The sequence below is a fragment of the Plantactinospora sp. ZYX-F-223 genome (assembly GCF_039649625.1).
Classification (GTDB): Bacteria; Actinomycetota; Actinomycetes; order Mycobacteriales; family Micromonosporaceae; genus Plantactinospora.
This window is the reverse complement of the sequence record NZ_JBDJAV010000003.1, coordinates 262,774-280,637: the sequence shown is the minus strand read 5'-3', so window position 1 is coordinate 280,637 and position 17,864 is coordinate 262,774. Positions and strand designations below refer to the sequence as shown.

At 71.6% G+C, this 17,864-nt stretch carries 16 protein-coding genes; 6 read left to right on the top strand and 10 right to left on the bottom strand.

Going from position 1 to position 17,864, the window contains the following annotated elements; genetic code table 11:
* Window positions 1-75: 75 nt before the first annotated feature.
* Window positions 76-2,160, bottom strand: coding sequence for a hypothetical protein (locus tag AAH979_RS04940; protein WP_346256808.1), 2,085 nt, complete (start codon window positions 2,158-2,160; stop codon window positions 76-78).
* 320 nt (window positions 2,161-2,480) lie between these two features.
* Here AAH979_RS04940 and AAH979_RS04935 point away from each other — a divergent pair, with 320 nt between their 5' ends.
* The 3 genes from AAH979_RS04935 (at window position 2,481) to AAH979_RS04925 (ending at window position 5,121) form a co-directional block, all read left to right on the top strand.
* Window positions 2,481-3,365, top strand: coding sequence for a helix-turn-helix transcriptional regulator (locus tag AAH979_RS04935; protein ID WP_346256807.1), 885 nt, complete (start codon window positions 2,481-2,483; stop codon window positions 3,363-3,365).
* Window positions 3,358-3,561, top strand: coding sequence for a DUF397 domain-containing protein (locus AAH979_RS04930; protein ID WP_346256806.1), 204 nt, complete (start codon window positions 3,358-3,360; stop codon window positions 3,559-3,561). The genes AAH979_RS04935 and AAH979_RS04930 overlap by 8 nt, the downstream gene beginning before the upstream one ends.
* A gap of 327 nt (window positions 3,562-3,888) precedes the next feature.
* A complete protein-coding gene (locus AAH979_RS04925) occupies window positions 3,889-5,121 on the top strand; it encodes a hypothetical protein (protein ID WP_346256856.1) in 1,233 nt (410 codons plus the stop codon).
* Between the two features lie 188 nt (window positions 5,122-5,309).
* Here AAH979_RS04925 and AAH979_RS04920 read toward each other — a convergent pair whose 3' ends face one another.
* Window positions 5,310-6,083 (bottom strand): antibiotic biosynthesis monooxygenase, encoded by a 774-nt coding sequence (locus AAH979_RS04920; RefSeq protein ID WP_346256805.1) that lies wholly within the window; start codon window positions 6,081-6,083, stop codon window positions 5,310-5,312.
* A gap of 97 nt (window positions 6,084-6,180) precedes the next feature.
* Between AAH979_RS04920 and AAH979_RS04915 the strand changes: the two genes are divergently transcribed.
* Entirely contained in the window at window positions 6,181-6,498 is a 318-nt protein-coding gene (locus AAH979_RS04915; RefSeq protein ID WP_346256804.1) for a helix-turn-helix domain-containing protein, read from the top strand.
* 204 nt (window positions 6,499-6,702) lie between these two features.
* Here the strand turns inward: AAH979_RS04915 and AAH979_RS04910 are convergent, their stop codons facing one another.
* The 7 genes from AAH979_RS04910 to AAH979_RS04880 all read right to left on the bottom strand — a co-directional run bounded on the left by AAH979_RS04910 (window position 6,703) and on the right by AAH979_RS04880 (window position 16,122).
* Window positions 6,703-9,621 (bottom strand): DUF5682 family protein, encoded by a 2,919-nt coding sequence (locus AAH979_RS04910; RefSeq protein WP_346256803.1) that lies wholly within the window; start codon window positions 9,619-9,621, stop codon window positions 6,703-6,705.
* Window positions 9,618-10,730: an AAA family ATPase gene (locus AAH979_RS04905; protein WP_346256802.1), complete on the bottom strand. Its 1,113-nt coding sequence runs from the start codon at window positions 10,728-10,730 to the stop codon at window positions 9,618-9,620. The genes AAH979_RS04910 and AAH979_RS04905 overlap by 4 nt, the downstream gene beginning before the upstream one ends.
* Before the next feature lie 12 nt (window positions 10,731-10,742).
* Window positions 10,743-12,158, bottom strand: coding sequence for a VWA domain-containing protein (locus AAH979_RS04900; RefSeq protein ID WP_346256801.1), 1,416 nt, complete (start codon window positions 12,156-12,158; stop codon window positions 10,743-10,745).
* Window positions 12,155-13,570: a hypothetical protein gene (locus AAH979_RS04895; RefSeq protein WP_346256800.1), complete on the bottom strand. Its 1,416-nt coding sequence runs from the start codon at window positions 13,568-13,570 to the stop codon at window positions 12,155-12,157. The genes AAH979_RS04900 and AAH979_RS04895 overlap by 4 nt, the downstream gene beginning before the upstream one ends.
* The gene (locus AAH979_RS04890) at window positions 13,570-14,073 is read right to left on the bottom strand and encodes a hypothetical protein (protein WP_346256799.1); all 504 of its coding nucleotides are present in this window, start codon (window positions 14,071-14,073) and stop codon (window positions 13,570-13,572) included. The genes AAH979_RS04895 and AAH979_RS04890 overlap by 1 nt, the downstream gene beginning before the upstream one ends.
* Before the next feature lie 199 nt (window positions 14,074-14,272).
* Window positions 14,273-15,112, bottom strand: a complete 840-nt coding sequence (locus tag AAH979_RS04885) for an ABC transporter permease (RefSeq protein ID WP_346256798.1) — start codon at window positions 15,110-15,112, stop codon at window positions 14,273-14,275.
* Complete coding sequence (locus AAH979_RS04880) at window positions 15,109-16,122, bottom strand: ATP-binding cassette domain-containing protein (RefSeq protein WP_346256797.1); 1,014 nt, start codon at window positions 16,120-16,122, stop codon at window positions 15,109-15,111. Before AAH979_RS04880 ends, AAH979_RS04885 begins: the two co-directional genes overlap by 4 nt.
* Window positions 16,123-16,220: 98 nt before the next feature.
* On the opposite strand from AAH979_RS04880, the gene AAH979_RS04875 reads away from it, so the two are divergent.
* The gene (locus AAH979_RS04875; protein WP_346256796.1) at window positions 16,221-17,207 is read left to right on the top strand and encodes a YafY family protein; all 987 of its coding nucleotides are present in this window, start codon (window positions 16,221-16,223) and stop codon (window positions 17,205-17,207) included.
* A gap of 6 nt (window positions 17,208-17,213) precedes the next feature.
* Here the strand turns inward: AAH979_RS04875 and AAH979_RS04870 are convergent, their stop codons facing one another.
* The gene (locus AAH979_RS04870) at window positions 17,214-17,579 is read right to left on the bottom strand and encodes a hypothetical protein (RefSeq protein WP_346256795.1); all 366 of its coding nucleotides are present in this window, start codon (window positions 17,577-17,579) and stop codon (window positions 17,214-17,216) included.
* 55 nt (window positions 17,580-17,634) lie between these two features.
* Between AAH979_RS04870 and AAH979_RS04865 the strand changes: the two genes are divergently transcribed.
* Window positions 17,635-17,832: a hypothetical protein gene (locus AAH979_RS04865; protein ID WP_346256794.1), complete on the top strand. Its 198-nt coding sequence runs from the start codon at window positions 17,635-17,637 to the stop codon at window positions 17,830-17,832.
* The last annotated feature ends 32 nt before the right edge of the window (window positions 17,833-17,864 follow it).

Genomic DNA, 17,864 nt, shown 5'->3' with positions numbered 1-17,864 from the left:
CTCCCTTGTCGAGATCGGAGCAGGGCGTGCCCGTCCGAGGTCGGCTCCTCGGAGCAGGCCGCGCCTGCCGAGTAGTCACTCTCGCGGGTCGATCTGCTCTGGCACCTCGATCCGGGAGCCGGCCGGACCGAAGCGGACCGTGACCCACCGCCCGGGATGGTCCGCGCCGAGCCGGCGGAGCATCGGCTCCGGATCGGCAATCGGCTCCGATATTCCGGAGCACGGCGTCGCGATCGGTCGGGTCGGTTCGTTCGGTACCGCCTCGGCCAGCACGCTCGGCAGGTAGTCGAGGGCGTAGGCGATCGCGCCGGCCAGGGTCGGCCGGCCCGGGAAGACGACCTCGGCCGCTGCCGCCCGCGCCGGGTCGGCAACGGTGATCTCGGCGCGCCAGCAGAGGCCCCGGGTCCGGAGCGGGTTGTCGGCGGGCGACCGGTCGTCGCGTACCGAGACCTCCACCGCCAGGCCGAGGCCGTGGGCGAGCCGGATCAACTGCGGCAGTGCCGGCACCTCGGGTGGTGCGGCCGACACGATCAGCCGAGCGCCGGGTCTCCCCCGGCCGGCCTGGGCGAGATAGCGGGTCAACGGCTCGACCCCGGTCACCTCACCGGAGGCCATCCCACGGCACAGTTCGTGATCGACCGGCCAGCCGCCGTCGGCCTCGGTGAGGTCCTCCGGCCGTACGCCGAAAGCGGCGGCATGGCAGGCGAGCCGGAACCGGTCGGGTAGCTGGACCACCGGGGTGCCGTCGGCGCGGAGTCCGACCGGCGACGCGGGTGCGACATCCCCAGCCCGCCAGGTCAGGTGGGTGACCTGGTCGGCCAGATCGGTGAGGGTGACGACAAGTCCCTGATAGCTCCGGCGACTGCCCCGGCAGGTGTGGCAGCTCGACACCCCGCTACGCAGGCCGCTGCCGCCGCAGCCGGCACAGTCCGGATCGGCGGCGGCATCGACGGCGCACGGACAGACCCGCTGACCCTCGGCCAGTTCGCAGTCCGGGCAGGGGGTGCACGGGATCGTGTCACCCAGCCAGGCCGGGTCGGGCGGTTCCCAGCCCCGCCGCAGCAGCTCGGTGCGCCGGTGTACGAGTTGCCCGGTCTCCCGCTCGACCAACCGATCGCGGTGACCGGCGACCCGCAGGCTGCTGTGCCACCAGTGCCCGTCCCGCCAGATCGCGCACGCGCCGGGCAGCGGCTCTCCGCTGCGCAGGTCGGTGCAGTCGGCGATGACCCGACGCTCGATCTGGGCCAGGTCGCGGGCCGGACCCGGGGCCGGGTCGGCGGTCGGGACGAGATACCGGGCGGGCGCGGCCATCCCTCGCGCCGCGAGCCCGGAGATCGCGTACGCCACGGTGACGTCGCCGAGCGCGTCGGCCAGACTGGCGGCGCTGCCCCGCAGGTTCGCCGGCACCGCCGCTCCGGGCAGGTCGAACCGGACGTCCCAGAGCAGGTCGTCGTGGCAGAGCCGACGAGCCTCCAGCACAAGGTCGAGACAGAGCCGGTCGGCGAGGGCGCGGAGCTGGTCGAGTCGCCGCTGCGGGGCGACCGGCGGTGGGGCGAGGCTGCGACCGAGGAACACCTGCCAGCTCTCGCCGGGATAGCCGGCGATGGCCCGGCTCTGCAATGCCGACCGCTGGTCGTCGGGAAGCTCGGGGCTCCACTCGTCGGGCAGCCGCACCGCGAGGGCTGCGGCCGGCCGCCCGGAACAGCTCGACCGGGTGCTCACGCCAAGGGAGTAGCTCGTCCAGGTGGCCGCGCCGCCCGAACAGCTTGCCCAGGTGGCCGCGCCGACGGCCTCGGCCAGCTCGTCGACCAGGGGCGACAGCGGCAACTGCCAGCCGCCGTCGGACGCCGGGCGGGGCGTGACCGCGCCCGGGACGACGCTGGCCGAGGCAACCTCGCCGGTGTCCAGGTTGGCCACCGTCAGCACGAGCTGCGCCCGCCGCTCCCCGCGCTGCCCGCACCGCTGGCAGGGACGGCCGACCCGGCCGAGGCCGCGACAGACCCGGCAATCCCGGTACGGCCCTCGGGGCGCCGGCTCGTCGGTGACCAGGAGCCGATCGCCGTACTCCAGACAGGCGCAGGCGGTGAGGATGAAGGTCAGCCCGTCGCAGCTCGGGCAGGTGGTGACGAGGGCCCGGTCGTCGGTGCTCGGCCGGGTCATCGTCGTACGCCCCGAGGGTGCCGGGTCTCCGCCTGACGATGGCGGTCCGCGCGGCGGCGACGGGCGGAGTGGATCTGACAGACAATTGCGCGCACGACAGCAGCATCCTTTCGCCGATGATTTGTCGATCGGCGCGACGGTCCGGTGCCGGACTGTTTGGACGGTCGCCTTTCGCACGCCATCTTGTAACCTGTGCGGGGCGCCTGGCAAGCAATTCCCGCGAGAAACAGTCGCAGCCCATTGACTTATTTCCGCGGAACAGATAGACGTTTCACCGGAGGCGGCAGGATGTTGCAAAATCGACCGTGGGAAGTGATCACATGACCGAGGACATGGGTTCGACCGTGCCCCGCCGCCAACTCGGGCGCACCCTCAAGCAACTGCGTACCGAGGCCGGCGTGACCCTGGACGCGACGGCCGACGCCCTGGAGTGCAGCCGGCAGAAGATCTGGCGGATCGAAAGTGGACTCGGGGTGGTCCGGGGGCTTGACGTCAAGGCGATGTGCGCGCTCTACGACGTGCGGCCGGACCTGGTCACCGCGCTGGTCGGGCTGGCCAGCCAAACCAAGGCGAAGGGCTGGTGGCACGCGTACGGCGACGCCATCCCGGAGTGGTTCGAGTTGTACGTCGGCCTGGAATCCGCCGCCTCCCGCCTCCGCTTCTTCAAGAACACACTGTTTCCGGGCATCGTCCAGACGCGTGGGTACGCATCCGGGATGTACCGGATCGACCAGCCGGAGATGAGCGACGAAGACCGGGAGCGTGCGGTGGAGGTGCGGCTGCAACGCCAGAGCCTGCTCAGTCGCCGCCTGCCGCCCGCGCCTCTCGTGGAGATAGTCCTCGCCGAGGCGGTATTGCTTCAGCCGGTCGGCGACCTGTTCGTGATGGTCGAGCAACTCCAACACCTACTCCAGGTAGCCGCCCTGCCCAACGTCTGCGTACGGGTGTTGCCGCTGGCTGCCGGCCCGCACCACGGCACGGTGGCAGGTGAGTTCGTCCTGCTCGACTTCCCGACCGGCAGCCGCAACACGCCCGAGCCACCGATCGTCTACAGCGAGTCGCTGACCGGAGCCCTATACCTGGATCGGGAGCCCGAGTACGCCGCCTACGAGAAGGTCTGGGCCAGCATCGGCCGGTTGGCACTGGATGAGGGACAATCGAAGAACCTGATCAACAAATTCATCGGAGAGCTTGGTAATGGTTGACCTGACCGGCGCCACGTGGCGCAAGAGCAGCCGGAGCGCAGGCAACGGCGGCGAGTGTGTCGAGGTCGCCGACGACCTAGTCGGCGTCGTCGCCGTACGCGACAGCAAAGACCCTGGTGGACCGGTGCTCACCTTCCCGCCGTACGCCTGGTCTAGCTTCGTCGCGGAAGTCAAGACCTCGACCCGCACTCCCTGACCGCCCGGCCCGCGACGCCCGGGTCGTCACCCGGCGGCCGGGTCGAGCGCCGGGCCGCTCCGGCGCAGCGGCCGGAGGTGACGCGACGTGAGCCGCCTTCGCCCAAGGCCGGGTCGAACAGCGACCGACCTGAGTGTCCGATCAGCGGACGAATAGGGGAAAATGCCGACCTGCGGCTCCATATCCCACAGAACTGCTCCAGGGATTCAACATTGTCTCTAGTCAATGACGAAGATCGATGCTATGAATTGTGAGTCGCTGCCGACCCACCAGGGCAATGCCGCCTCCACCGTCCCAGGCACCGACATCGTCAAGGGAGAGCAGTACGTGAGCAAAGATCATGATGGTCGGGCATGGACTCGATGGCGGCGTGCGACGAGAACCATCATCGCCGGGGCGGCGATATCCACCGGAATCGCCGCGCTCGCCATCGGAGTGACAGTAGGCGCGGCTGCCGCAGGGGTCCGTCCGGCCGAGCCTGGCCCACTGAACGCCTCGCTCGCCGCCCCGGCGGTCTCCAGCGTCGCCGCCGGTTACGCGCAGACCTGTGCGATCGGTACCGACGGAACGCTCTGGTGCTGGGGCGGCAACTACAGCGGCCAGCTCGGCGACGGCACCACCACGAGCCGGAACACCCCGGTACGCATCGGCACCGCCACCACCTGGGCCAGTATCGACGCTGGCCACAGCTACACCTGCGCGGTACAGACGGACGGGACGCTGTGGTGCTGGGGCCGCAACATCGACGGCCAGCTCGGCGACGGCACCACCACGAACCGGAACACCCCGGTACGCATCGGCACCGCCACCACCTGGGCCAGTGTCAGCGCCAGCACCAGTCACACCTGCGCCGTCCGGACCGACGGCACCCTGTGGTGCTGGGGGATCAACCGCAACGGGGAGCTGGGTGTCGGCTCCTCCGTCTCCAGCACGACCACCCCGATGCAGGTCGGCACGGCGACCAACTGGGCGAGTGTCACGACCGGCCGCGGGCACAGCTGCGCCGTCCGCACCGACGGCACCCTGTGGTGCTGGGGTGACAGTTCGAGTGGACAGCTCGGTCTCGGCACCCTGAGCTACCGGACGACTCCGACCCAGGTCGGCACCTCGACGTGGACCGGGGTGACAGCCGGATACACCTTCACCTGCGCGGTCCGCGCCGATGGCACCCTCTGGTGCTGGGGTGAGAACGGGTACGGACAGCTCGGGGTCACCGGCCCCTACCGGACCAGCCCGGTCCAGGTCGGCACCGCCACCACCTGGGCCCGGGTCAACACGAGCAACGACGCGCCGTGCGCGGTCCGCACCGACGGCAGCCTGTGGTGCTGGGGCAACAACACGGCCGGACAGCTCGGCGACGGCACCACCACCCACCGGTTCGCCCCCACCCGGGTCGGCACCGCCACCACCTGGACCAGCGCCGTCGTCGGCAGCTATCACAGCTGCGGGGTCCGCACCGACGGCAGCCTGTGGTGCTGGGGGAACAACACGTCGGGACAGCTCGGCGACGGCACCACCACCCAGCGGTCGACCCCGGCGCAGCTGACCCTGCCGGGCTGACCGTAACCACCGCACTTCGACGCCATGCCGTCGACCTGTGCCGCTGATCCGCAGGCGGCGACCAGGTCGACGGCATGGCGGTGGACCGGTCGTCACGCTCCTGGCGAGACGGCGGCGGGCAGAAACAGTGCGGCGATGTCGTCGAGGCGGACGACGACGAGCGCGCCCACCAGAGCCAGCGGCACGACTCAGCCCTGGTACGGCGGGGCCACGCCCCAGCCCCAACGCGGTACCGGTGCCTCCCGGACCGGGTCCGCATCGGGTTGGGAGTTCTGTAGTGCCAGCCGGGTACCCCACTCCAGGTAGCTGGCGAAGGCCGCACGGAACTCCGGATCGTCCGGGAGGCCGACCTCGTCGGCGGCGTCCATCATCAGGTTGACCCACCGTCGGCGTTGTGCCTCGCTGATCGCCCTGCCGAGGTGTTTGCCGAGCATGTGGCGGTAGCCGCCGCGTCCCTCGGTGTAGGCGGTCGGTCCGCCGAAGACCTCGGCAAGCCACAGCGCCACGTACCGGGGGTGCTCAGGGTCCATCCGCGCGAACATCGGCGCGAGCAGTTCGTCGGCGCGGACCAGCCGATAGAAGGCGTCGCACAGTTTCTCGAACGCGTCCGAGCCGCCGGCCCACTCGTACAGCGACGGCGGTACGGAGGGGGCGGCGCCGCCGGAGCCGACGACCGCGGTACCGCTGTAGTGCCGCATCTCCTCGATGTCCTCGACATACGGCCTGATCTCGGCGAGGAACTTCGGAAACAGCGGGCCGCCCCGGAACTCACGCAGGTGGTCGTCCGTCGACGTCCACCTGATCCGCAGCACGTAGCAGGCGGGATCATCCTGACAGCGGCTCAGCTCGTAGTCCACGCACTGCGGCGCCGTCCGCAAGATCTCGGCGGCCCGCTCGTACGCCGCCTCGAACCCGCCCACCCGCTCCGGCGGTACGCGGTACCTGATGTACTCAATCACCATGAACAGAGCCCAGCATCCGGACCCGGAAAGGACAAGTACGCACCATTCGGTGCGTGCTTCGACGGGCCCTTCGACACGCAAACGATACGGCTGCCCGGTGGAACTCGCCGTCGATGTCATCGGCGCCAAATGGCGACCGGTGATCCTGGCCCATCTCAAGGAGGGCGTACACCGGTACGGCGAGCTACGCCGCCGAATGCCCGGGGTGAGCGAGAAGATGCTGACCCAGCGGCTACGCGAGTTGGAGGCCGACGGACTCGTCGCCCGCGACGACCACGGCACGAACCCGCCGCACGTGGAGTACCGGCTGACCGAGGAGGGTCTCAGCCTGGCACCGGTGCTTCAGGCGCTGTACGACTGGGGGATAACGCGCGCCGCGCGTACGGGCGCGGTCGTCGGAGAACCAGCTCGGTAGAGGCCGCGCCCCTCGTCGCCCTGCCGGTGGCGGTGTTCACCACGTCGAGGCGGTGGCCGCTGTTGGCACTGGGCCTTTTCGCGGCCGCTGCAGCCGACAGGAGATCGAAGCGGCTATCGTCACTGCCCGTTCGATCGGCTGGCATCTACAGCGGCCGCATCGACCACCGATATCACGTCCTCCGGCACCGGCACCGGCACCGGTTCACCGGGAACCGGCCGTCCCGGCGAACAGCTCGGCGACGGCGGACGTGGTCGCCGGATGCGTGTCCAGCAGCACCGCCGCGTCGCTCGACCGTGACCCGCCCGCCGGAGGCCCCGCCGGCTGCCAGCCGGTATCGCAACCGAACAGCTCGGCAACGGCGTCGCAGGTGGCCGGATGGTCACGCAGCAACCCGACCGCTGGCCCGCAGGACGACACCGGGGTACCGCCCGCCCCGTCGCCCGGCAGCGCCGAGGCGGGCGCGGTCGGGTCGGCCGACCATGGCGGCACCCACGCGTCGAGCGCGGCGAGACTGCCCGGGAACGTTCGTCCGGCCTCCCTGACCAGCAGCGGAACGAGCTCCCGTGCCTGCTCCCGCAACGTCGTGATCAGCTTGGGCAGCCAGGGCAGCAGCACCGGATCCGGCAGCTGGGCGAACGCCTCGGAGATCACCTCCACGACGAACGAGGCCAGCGACGGCACCGGCTCCAGCGCCTGCACGAAGCCGCTCAGATAGTGCGGGAACGCCGGGACGACCAACGGATTCGTCAACAGCTCGGCACACCGTGCCCGGAGCTGCGCCACGGTGAGCAGCCCCAGTTGGGACTGGGCGGCCCAGAGCAGCGCCACCTTCGCCGGAGCCTCCGGATGCGACTGCCGCACCGCCAGTTCCAGTTGGGCACGGTCGCAACCGAGGGACAACGCCAGGCTCTCCATGGAGAAGAGGAAGCCGAGCATCGCACCGACCTGGCGTACCCCGGTCTCGTCGTCCACGAACGCCGTCGGCAACAGGGTGCAGTAGTGCGCGTACCCGGTGGTGACGAAGGACTCGCACCAGGCCGGCAGCTCCGGCTCGGTGTTCCGGTAGTGCGCCAGCAGCCGGCGGATCCGGCGCAGCACCGCCGGCGCGTCGTCCACGGTCCGCTCGGCGGAGAGCAGTTCGACCGCCCGCGCACCGAGTTCGTCGACGAACCGCCGGCTGGGCAGGAACAGGATCGCGTCCTCCACCGCCGCCAGCACCGCCGCGGCGGTCGCGTCCGGCGCCCAGACCGAGCGGCGCAGCCGCTTCTCCAGCACCTGCTCGACGGTGATGCCCTCGTATCCCAGCTCGATCACCGCGCGCTGGTGCCGGCCCAGGCCCAGATCCCAACTCTCCTGGATGGAGCGTTCCCCGAGCCGCCGCTCCCCCATGATCGGGCGGACGACTCCGTCCGGCAGCAGCCGGTGCAGCACCCAGAGCAGGTCCGAGCAGGATGCCAGCTCCGGACGGGCGGTCAGGTCCAGCAGGGCCCGCTGGATGGTGCGGGTCTCCAGGGCGAGCCCCAGCGGCGCCAGCCGGTCGAAGACGTCCCGGGCCAGCGGCGGCAGGGCGTCGTACCCGACCTGGCCGATCCGGTCGCCGCCGAGCAGGATGTCGCAGAGCCGGCGTACGTCCCGCCGGCCGGGGACCACGTCCTTCTCGATGCAGGTGACCGCCGCGTCGGCAAAGTCGTAGGGCGTCGGTCGGGCCCGGTTGCGGATCCCGGCCAGCAGGATCGAGGTCTCGAAGACCGCGATCGCGTCTGCGGTGCTGGCCAGGTAGCCGTTGCGGCGGGCCAGCCGCACGATGTCGACGCACCAGCCGAGCAGCTCCGCCTCGTCGACGTCGTCCAGCACCGGTGGTCGGGACAGGAACCCCGAGAGCCGGTCGGTGACCGGCGCCGGTGCCGCCGGTGCCGGAACCTGCTTCTTCGCCCTGCCCCGCTTGCGGCCCGCCACCTGCCCGGCCAGGTGGTACGGCGTGACGCCGCCCCGGCCGACCGCCTTGGCCCAGCCGGCCTGGGCGATCGACACCGACCCGGGGGCGAGGTCGAACTGCCGCTCGATCGCCGAGTGGCTGGACGGGATGAGCCCGTACAGCCACCGGGTGCCGGTGCGGGGGCTGATCTCCCAGTCGGGTGTGCCGGGTGCGGTGCCGAACTCCTCGACCGGGCTGGCCGCGTGGAAGGCGCCACAGACGTACAGGCAGCGCGACCGGTCGACGCCGGTGGCCGCCATGTGCTGGCGCATCCGGGTCCACATGTAGCGCTCTCGGTCCTCGTCGCGGTCGTCGTGACCGGGGCCGGCCGGTGGACGCAGCCGCCGGAACAGGCTGCCGATCAACACCATCACCTGCCGGTACGTGTCGTAGTCGGCGTCGGCGAGGGGCTGCTCCACGTACTGGTCCCACCACTCGGACCAGTGCCGCACCTTGCCGTGGTGCAAGAGGTAGGACCGGAGTTCGGCGAACCGGGGACGCAGGTCACCGATGCCGATCCCGACCGCCTCGCCGTGCAGGGCCGCCTCCTCCGGCGGCTGCCCGCCGGCGTCATCCGGGGTGGCGTCGGCCGGCTCCGGGCCGGCGTCGGCCGCCGGGTCGGGCGACTCGGTGGGTGTCCACTGGAAGACGTGGTCGGCCGAGCGGTCCACCAGGACCAGTTCGACCTCCGGGTTGTCCAGCGCGTACGCGATGGCCTGGTATTCCGCCGACGCCTCGCTGATCGGGGCGACGATGTTGAGCGGTGCCCAGGCCGACGGGAAGCCGTCGAGTTCGGACGCGAACGCCTGCAACGCCACCGGCAGTTTGCAGTTGCGCAACTCCTCCAGCAGCGGTCGCAGGTCCTCGCACAACTCCAGATAGATCACCGCGGGCTGCTTCTCCCGCAGCCGTCGGGCCATCGCCAGCGCGGAGGCGGGTGAGTGGTGGCAGACCGGGAAGATCTCCAGCTCCTCCCCCAGCGCCCGGTCGACGTCGTCGACGATGCCGGTGAGGATCTCGGCCACCGCGTCCGGACCACCGCCGAACGCGGTCGCCGCGGCCTGTAGCTGCGAGCGCAGCGGGGTGAACGTCCCCGCCGACCGGTCCGGAGCCCCGGCCCGGGACCCGTCTACTCCGATGCTCATGACAGGGTCGCGATCGCCTCACGACCGCCCTGGAGGAACTCCGGCCACGACCCGCCGTCGGACTTGCTGCGCGGCTCGACCACACCGTGCCAGTACTTGTTCAGGATCGCCAGGTCCTCCGGGGTGCGCCGGGCCAGCGAGCCGACCAGCGAGCCGGCCAGCGTCGCGGCCCGCAGGGTACGGTCGCCGAAGAAGTGACTGTGCAGGATCGCGTCCTCCAGTACCCCGATCTGTTCGGCGGTGGAGAGCGCCGACTCCAGCTTCTCGTCGTCACTGCCGGCCGCGGCCGCCGCCGCCCGCAGGTCCGCGAAGCTCTGCAACAGGATGTCCAGCAGCGTCGGCGGCACGTCCAGCTCGATCCGGTGCCGGCGCAGCAGTTCGGTGGTACGGAACCGGACGATCTCGGCCTCGCTGCGCTTGTTCGTCACGACCGGGATGCGGACGAAGTTGAACCGGCGCTTGAGTGCCGAGGAGAGGTCGTTCACGCCCCGGTCCCGGCTGTTCGCGGTGGCGATGATCGAGAAGCCCGGCTGGGCGAAGACGATGTTGTCGTCGTCGAGTTCGGGAATGGAGACGTACTTCTCGGAGAGGATGGAGATCAGCGCGTCCTGCACGTCGCTGGTCGACCGGGTCAGCTCCTCGAACCGTCCGATCACGCCCTTCTCCATCGCCGTCATGATCGGTGACGGGATCATCGACTCCCGGGACTGGCCCCGGGCGATCACCATCGAGACGTTCCACGAGTATTTGATGTGGTCCTCGGTGGTGCCGGCGGTGCCCTGCACCACCAGGGTCGAGTTGCGGCAGATCGCGGCGGCGAGCAACTCGGCGAGCCAGCTCTTGCCGGTGCCGGGGTCGCCGATCAGCAGCAGGCCCCGGTCCGACGCGAGGGTCACGATGCTGCGCTCGACGAAACTCCGGTCGCCGAACCACTTCTGCGAGATCTCCCGGTCGAGGCCGTCGGCCCGCTCGGAGCCGAGCACGAAGAGCCGGACCATCCGCGGGCTGAGCCGCCAGGAGAACGGCTTGGGGCCGTCGTCGACCGACTCCAGCCAGTCGAGTTCCTCGGCGTACTTCACCTCGGCGGGGGCACGCAACATGTCGGTCATTCGGGGGGTCTCCTAGCTGAGGAAATTCTTGAGTTCGAAAACGAGCTTGCGGATGTGGCCGGAGAGGACCGGCGCGCCGAGATCCTTGAAACGCTGCCGGAACCACGGGTTCACGCTCTGCTGACCGCCGCTGCTGACCGAGCCGACCGGGATCACCCGGACGCCGCTGCGGTGCATCGCCGCCAGGCCGTCGAAGACGCCCTGCGGATCCGACTCGTAGTAGTCGGAGATCCAGACGACCACGGTGTTGCGGGGCTCGGCGATCTTCGGCCGGACCAGGGTGAGGGCGGCTGTGCCGTCGGTCCCGCCCCCCAACTTGGTGCGCAGCAGCACCTCGAACGGGTCGTGCACCCACGGCGTCAGGTCCAGCGCCCGGGTGTCGTACGCCACCAGGTGCACGTCGACCTTGGGCAGCCCGGCGAAGATCGAGGCCAGGATGGTGCAGTTCACCATCGCGTCCACCATCGACCCGGACTGGTCGACCACCACGATCAACCGGGCCGGGGTGGTCCGCCGGGCGGTCTGCCGGTAGTAGAGCCGGTCGACGTAGAGCCGCTGGTCCTCCGGGCTCCAGTTGGTGAGGTTCTTCCAGATGGTGCGTTCCAGGTCGAGGTTGCGGAACACCCGCTTCGGCGGCACCGAGCGGTCGATGGTGCCGACACTCGTCTGCTGCACCTGGGTACGCAGCACCTCGGCGACCTCGTCGACAAAGCGCCGGATCAGCGCCTTGGCGTTGGCCAGCGCCACGCCCGACAGGTTGTGCTTGTCGCGCAGGAGTTGCTCGATCAGCGACATGCTCGGGGTCAACTTGCTGGCCAGGGCGCTGTTGCCGAGTACCTCGCGCAACTGCATCCGGCGCACCAGGTCGCCCTCGATCCCGGCCAGTACGCCGGCCAGCTCACCGTTGCCGGGCTCGGTGCCCACGCCGGGGCCGCCCCCGGCGCCGGCCCGGCCGCCGCGCAGTTGCCCCGGCTCCAGTCCGAGTGCCTGCTCGAACCAACCGGCATCGGACTGCCAGCGGGCCAACTGGGTGGCGGTGACGTTGCCCGAACCGGTCGCGAAGATGTTGAGCAGCAGCTTCGACACCAGGGCGGCCCGGCGTACCTCGGCGGTGCCGACCCGCTCGATCGGGCCGGCCTCGCCCGGTGACTCGGGATCGCTGGCTGCGTCGGCGGACGGCGGCGCCATCAGGTCCCGCAGGTCGGCGGCCAGATCGGGAAAGCGCTGCACGATGGTGTCCACCGAGACCGCCGGATCCAGCAGTGCCGCCGGCAGGCCGAGGTCGTCGACGATCGCCACGCTGGCCGACTCCAGCGCCGGCTGCTCGTCCGCGTCGAACAGCCGGGCCAGCAGGCGCCAGTAGAGCACCTGTCGCCGGTTCTCATGCGAACGGGTCGCGCTGCTCGGCTGTCCACTGTGCTCGTTCATCGACGCAGCAACCGTCCTGCCCGCTCGCGGAGTACGGCCACCGCGTCGCCGGACCTCGCCTCGGCCTTGACCGCCTTGGGATCGGTGGGGCCGAGCGCCCAGTCTCCGGTGTGCGCCTCCGCCGTCGCGCGTTTCACGGTGTATCGCACGGCGAGCGGTTGCAGCAGCCAGCGGCCGGCATCCCAGCGGAGCAGACCGAGACAGGCCGACGACTTGGCCACCAGTTCCGGGGTGAGCGGCGCGCAGGCCGGCAGCCGGGACACGTCGACCGGTAGGGACTGCCCGCCGAGTTCCAGGACGAGCCCGCCCCGATCGTCGGCGGTGGCCGAGTAGCCCTCCAGCAGGACGGGTTCGGCGATGCGTACCGGATGGCGGTCCAGCGGTGGGGCCGCCGGTGCGATCGCCTCGGGCAGCCGCAGCCGGGCGGTGGCGAACGGGTCGGCCGGCTCCGCCGGCCGGGCCTGGCCGTCCCGCCAGAGCAGGTCACCACCGGGCAGCAGCGGCAGGTCGGTGATCTCCAAGGCGTGCCGCTGGGCGAGCGCGCCGAGCAGCACCGGATGACCGGCGAGCAGTCGCCAGACCGCCGGGCCGACGATGGTCTCCACCTTCGGGGCCGAGACGCTGGCCCGGACCAGCCGGGGCGGGGCGCCACCGGCCGGTTCGAGCACGCCGTGCACCTGCACCTGGATCGCGGTGCCGTGCTCGTGCACGTCCGCCCCGAGCGGTAGCAGCCGGCCGGAGACCACGGTGACGGCGGCCGGGGCGTCCGGCAAACCGCCGGGCTGGGCCAGCAGCAGGGCCCGGGTCCAGAGGTCGGTCCAGCGCCGGGCCGGGAGCCGGTCCATCGTCGCCACCGGGCAGCAGCCGCGCAGCTCGGCCGCCAGTCCGTCGAGGAGCACCGCCAGCCGGCGGAGCGACGGCACGGCCAGCGCCGCGTCCAGGGTCTGCGCGGAGGCGGCGACCAGGTCGTGGTCGACGCCGCGCCAGCCCGCGATGGCCAGCTCGCGAAGCCACGACCGGCACCCGGCCAGCACGTTGTCCGGCGCCGACGGCGTGGAATCGGCCGGCGCGGCTGCCTCCCAGCTCGCCCGGGACCGGCCGAGTGCGGCGTCCAGCCGGGCGAGCAGCGCGTCGTGCACCGCGCCGAGCAGTGCCGTCCGCCCGCCGGCCAGCGCGGTCAGGTGCTCGTCGGCGAGTGACCCCGCGACCACCTTCTCCACGGCCTCGTGCACCCGGTCACCGAGCGGGGTCACCGCGAGGGCGTCGGCCAGCGCGGCCAGCGCCGCCCTGGGCTGCTCACCCAGTCGGGCGAAGCCGTGGGTGAAGCCGTCGTCGAAGCCGCCGACCAGGTCGAGCGCCTCGTCGATCCCGGGCTCGACCTCGTCGAGCAGGGCCAGTTGGGTAGCCAGCATCAGTCGACCGTCCCCGTCGCCGGAAACCAGTGCAGTTCGGGAAGCGGTTCGGTGCTGCCCGGCACCTCCAGGTAGGCCAGGTGCCGCAGGAAGCGGCTGAAGACCACCGCCGCCGGTGTCGGCTCGTGACTGCCGTCCAGCCGGTCCGCCAGATCGGCACCGATGGAGTCCCCGTCGGCCAGGTCGATCCGCAGGTAGCGGGCGACCCGCTCGACGCCGTACTGCACGGTGGCCTCGTCCAGCAGTGCGTGCAGGTGCTTGCAGGGCGCGCCGCGCAACCCGCCGCACGGGCGGTTGTTGTTGGTGCTGCAGTTGAAGGCGTGGCTGCCGGCGGCGATCGACGAGACGTAGACCCGTTCGATGTCCGAACCGCTCGACACGACGCCCTGCAACCGCCCGTCCGCCAGCTCGACGAAGGGCACCTTCGCCAGCTTTCGGGGCTGCACCGCCGGCAACACCCGGGCGACGCTGCGCCGCTCCCACCCGACTTCGATCGTTCCCACGACCCCGCCCTTCTCGTTCGATGCCCCGAGAAGATAGACGGCTGCGGCGACATTTTCCGCCACCGGGTTCGGGCAAGCGCGTACGCCCAGCTCAGCGCCGAGGTCCGCCCGCGACCCGTGTCGCACCGGGCGAACTGACGCTCCAGCCGATGCCGGGGCGGGACGGACCCGCGCCGTCCCGCCCCGGCGGGCCACCGGTTCAGGCGGCGCTGCGGGCCATCGCCCGTACCCCGACGGTCAGGCCGAGAGCGGCGGTGACCAGCGCCGCGACCCAGCCCCAGAGCACGGTCGTGGAGCCGATCTCACCGGCGAACAGGGCGCGCTCGGCGTCGACGAGATAGGCCAACGGGTTGACGTGCGCCGCGGCCCGCATCCACCCCGGACCGGTCTCCAACGGCAGCAGGATCCCGGAGAGCAGCATCAGCGGGAAGATCAGGGTCTGCTGCACGGCCCAGAACATCCAGTCCTGCTTGCGTACGGCGATCGCGAGCGAGTAGCTCAGCGCGCCGAGCCCGACGCCGAAGACCGCGAGCAGCGCCAACCCGACCAGCGCGCCGACCGGATAGAGCCGGAAGCCGAACGGGATCATCACCGCGACGATGATCACCGCCTGTCCGGCCAGCGGCACCATCTCCTTCAGCGCGCGGCCGACCAGCAGCGACGACCGGGACAACGGGGCGACCAGCATCCGCTCGTGTGCACCGGTCTGGAACTCGAACAGCAGGTTGGCCCCGGTGGCCGAGGTGCCGAACAGGGCGGTCATCACCAGGATGGCCGGTACGAACCACTGCCACACCCCACCCGCGCCGAGGGTCGCACCGGCCTGGCTGCCGAGCGAGCCGACCAGCAGCGGGCCGAACAGGCCGAGGAAGACCAGCGGCTGCACCATGCCGAAGATGACCGAGAACGGGTCGTACCGCAGCGGGCGCAGTTCGCGGGTCAGCACGATGCCGATGTCGCGGAGCAGGCCGAGCGGACCGCTCCGGCCGCCCGCCGGAACCGGGGTCGGCGACGGGGCGGTGGCGCTGATGGTGGTCACGGTGCGTCCTTCCGGGTCTGCGGGTCCTGCGGGCCGCCCTGCGCGGTCGGGGTCTCCTGCTCGGCCTCGCGCAGGCTGCGGCCGGTGAGGGTGAGGAACACGTCGTCGAGGGTGGGCTGGTACGCCTGGGCGGTGCCGACCCGTACCCCGGCCTCGACCGCGGCCCGGAGCAGTTCCGGCAGCGCCGCCGGCCCGTCGGCGACGTGCGCCTCGACCCGTGAACCGGCACAGACCACGTCCCGGGCGCCGGGTAGCCGGTCGACGAGCCGGGCCAGCGGTCGGGCGTCGTCCCCGGCGGCGGTGACCACGATCCGGTCCCCGGCGAGCTTCGCCTTCAGCGCCGCCGCCGAATCGTCGGCGATGATCTCACCGTGGTCGACGATCACGACCCGTTCGGCCATCGAGTCCGCCTCGTCCAGGTAGTGCGTGCTGAGCACCACCGTCATCGCGGCCTCGGCACGCATCCGCAGGATGTGGTCCCACAGGTTGGCCCGGTTCTGCGGGTCCAGCCCGGTGGAGGGCTCGTCGAGGAAGAGCAGGGACGGCGCGTGGACCAGGCCCATCGCCACGTCGAGCCGGCGCCGCTGCCCGCCGGAGAGGGCCGAGACCTTCCGGTTGGCGAGATCGGTGAGGTCGAGGGCTTCCAGCAGGTCGTCGGCCCGCCGCCGGGCGGCACGCCGGTCCAGGCCGTAGATCGCGCCCTGGGTACGCAGTTCGTCGCCGACCCGCTGGGTGTGCCCTGCCCCGTTGCCCTGGCCGACGTACCCGATGTGCCGGCGGACCTGGCCGGGTTCGCGGACGACGTCGTGGCCGGCGACGGTGGCGGTACCGGAGGTCGGCGCGATCAGCGTGGTGAGCATCCGCATCGTGGTCGTCTTGCCGGCGCCGTTCGGACCGAGCAGCGCGACCAGTTCGCCGGGTTCGATCCGCAGGCTGATGCCCCGGACGGCGTGCACGGTCTGGGCGCGGCTCACCACGAAGTCCCGGGTGAGCGAGCGGGCGTCGATCATTCGTTGCTCCCCGGTCGGAGGGTCGGTTGTCTCATGTCCCGAACGCTAGGTGGCATAGCGGCCAGTTTCTGGCCTGAATGTCGGGCAGACTTGCCGGCATGGCGAACACCAGCTCCCGGACCCTCCGCCTGCTCTCCCTGTTGCAGACCCACCGATACTGGCCCGGCACCGAACTCGCCGACCGGCTCGGCGTCTCGGTCCGCACCCTCCGCCGCGACGTCGACCGGCTGCGCGAACTGGGCTATCCGGTCGAGGCGCACCGCGGCGTCGACGGCGGCTACCAACTCGCCCCGGGCGCCGCGCTACCCCCGCTGGTGGTCGACGACGAGGAGGCGGTCGCGCTCGCGGTCGGGTTGCAGGCGGCCGCGCACGGTGCGGTCGCCGGCATCCAGGAGTCGTCGATCCGGGCCTTCACCAAGGTGGTACAGGTGATGCCGGCCCGGCTGCGGCGCCGGGTCGACGCGCTGCGCGCGATGACCGTACCGGCGTTCTGGGGCGACGGCGGCGGGCCGACCGTCGAGGCGGCGGTCCTCACCACCGTCGCCCAGTCCTGCCGGGACACCGAACGCCTGCGCTTCGACTACACCGCACGGGACGGGCAGCGGACCGAGCGGCACGTCGAGCCGTACCGGCTGGTCTCACTCGGCCGGCGCTGGTATCTGGTCGGCTACGACCTGATTCGGCATGACTGGCGCAGCTTCCGGCTCGACCGGCTGAACGATCCACGCGGCACCGGGGCCCGGTTCCACCCCCGGCAACTGCCCGCCGAGGACGCCGCCGCGTTCGTCCGGGCCGGGATCGAGAACCTGCCCGCGCCGTACCGGGTGGAGGTGCTGGTGCGGGCGCCGCTGGCCACCGTCGAGGAGCGCCTGGCCCGCTGGGCCACCATCGAGTACGTCGACGAGCGGCACTGCCGGATGGTGATGACCACCGACACGCTGGACTGGCCGGTGATGGCGCTCGGCTCGCTCGGCGCGGAATTCGAGGTGCTCTCCCCGCCCGAACTGACCGACCAGCTCCGGGAGTGGAGCGAGCGGTTCCGGCGCGCCACCGCGACCGCCCCGGCGGCCGGGGCCGGCGACTGACCCGGCTCACCCGTCGGCCTCGCCGATCCACCACCGGATCCCGTACCGGGCGAGGAAGTCGAGGAAGTCGCGGGCGTCGTACGCCTGCGCCGGGGCGAGTACCCCGGGCCGGGCGCCGTCCGCGACGAGCCGGCAGGCCGCCTCGACGGCGATGATCGCCGTACTGCCGTAGGTGTCGCTCCCCCGCACGACGCCCCGGACCCGGCATCCGTCGGCGCCGACGGCGTCGACCAGGTAGCTGAACCGCTGGCCACGGCGCCGCTCCTCGTCCGGCCCCTCCGGCAGGGCGTCGATGGCCTCCGGCGGAAGCGGCACGCTCAACGCCGCGCCGAGCCCGGCCTCGGCGAAACTCTCGACCCGCCCGACCAGCACGTGCCGTACCTGACCTGGTGGCGGATGACACTCGCCGCCCGGCTGCTCCGGGACGGTGACGCACCGCTGGCCACGGTTGCCCGGCAGGTGGGGCTACACCTCGGAGTTCGCCTTCGCGCACGCGTTCAAGCGGGCGTACGGCTCGGCTCCCGGCGGGTTCCGCCGAACCGCGCGGGCGGGCGGCGCCGGCACGCTGCCGCACACCACCGGAATCCACACCAGACCCGTCGGGTTGACGCCGGACCCGACGTAGGCAAGGCTGCTCCAGCCGATTGTGGATCATCG

Excerpts from the sequence above, each read along its gene's own strand:
- AAH979_RS04875 (WP_346256796.1), top strand. The coding sequence starts at position 16,221 with ATGGCGAACACCAGCTCCCGGACCCTCCGCCTGCTCTCCCTGTTGCAG.
- AAH979_RS04910 (WP_346256803.1), bottom strand. The coding sequence starts at position 9,621 with ATGAGCATCGGAGTAGACGGGTCCCGGGCCGGGGCTCCGGACCGGTCG.
- AAH979_RS04920 (WP_346256805.1), bottom strand. The coding sequence starts at position 6,083 with ATGGTGATTGAGTACATCAGGTACCGCGTACCGCCGGAGCGGGTGGGC.
- AAH979_RS04935 (WP_346256807.1), top strand. The coding sequence starts at position 2,481 with ATGACCGAGGACATGGGTTCGACCGTGCCCCGCCGCCAACTCGGGCGC.
- AAH979_RS04940 (WP_346256808.1), bottom strand. The coding sequence starts at position 2,160 with ATGACCCGGCCGAGCACCGACGACCGGGCCCTCGTCACCACCTGCCCG.
- AAH979_RS04900 (WP_346256801.1), bottom strand. The coding sequence starts at position 12,158 with ATGAACGAGCACAGTGGACAGCCGAGCAGCGCGACCCGTTCGCATGAG.
- AAH979_RS04880 (WP_346256797.1), bottom strand. The coding sequence starts at position 16,122 with ATGATCGACGCCCGCTCGCTCACCCGGGACTTCGTGGTGAGCCGCGCC.
- AAH979_RS04930 (WP_346256806.1), top strand. The coding sequence starts at position 3,358 with ATGGTTGACCTGACCGGCGCCACGTGGCGCAAGAGCAGCCGGAGCGCA.
- AAH979_RS04905 (WP_346256802.1), bottom strand. The coding sequence starts at position 10,730 with ATGACCGACATGTTGCGTGCCCCCGCCGAGGTGAAGTACGCCGAGGAA.
- AAH979_RS04895 (WP_346256800.1), bottom strand. The coding sequence starts at position 13,570 with ATGCTGGCTACCCAACTGGCCCTGCTCGACGAGGTCGAGCCCGGGATC.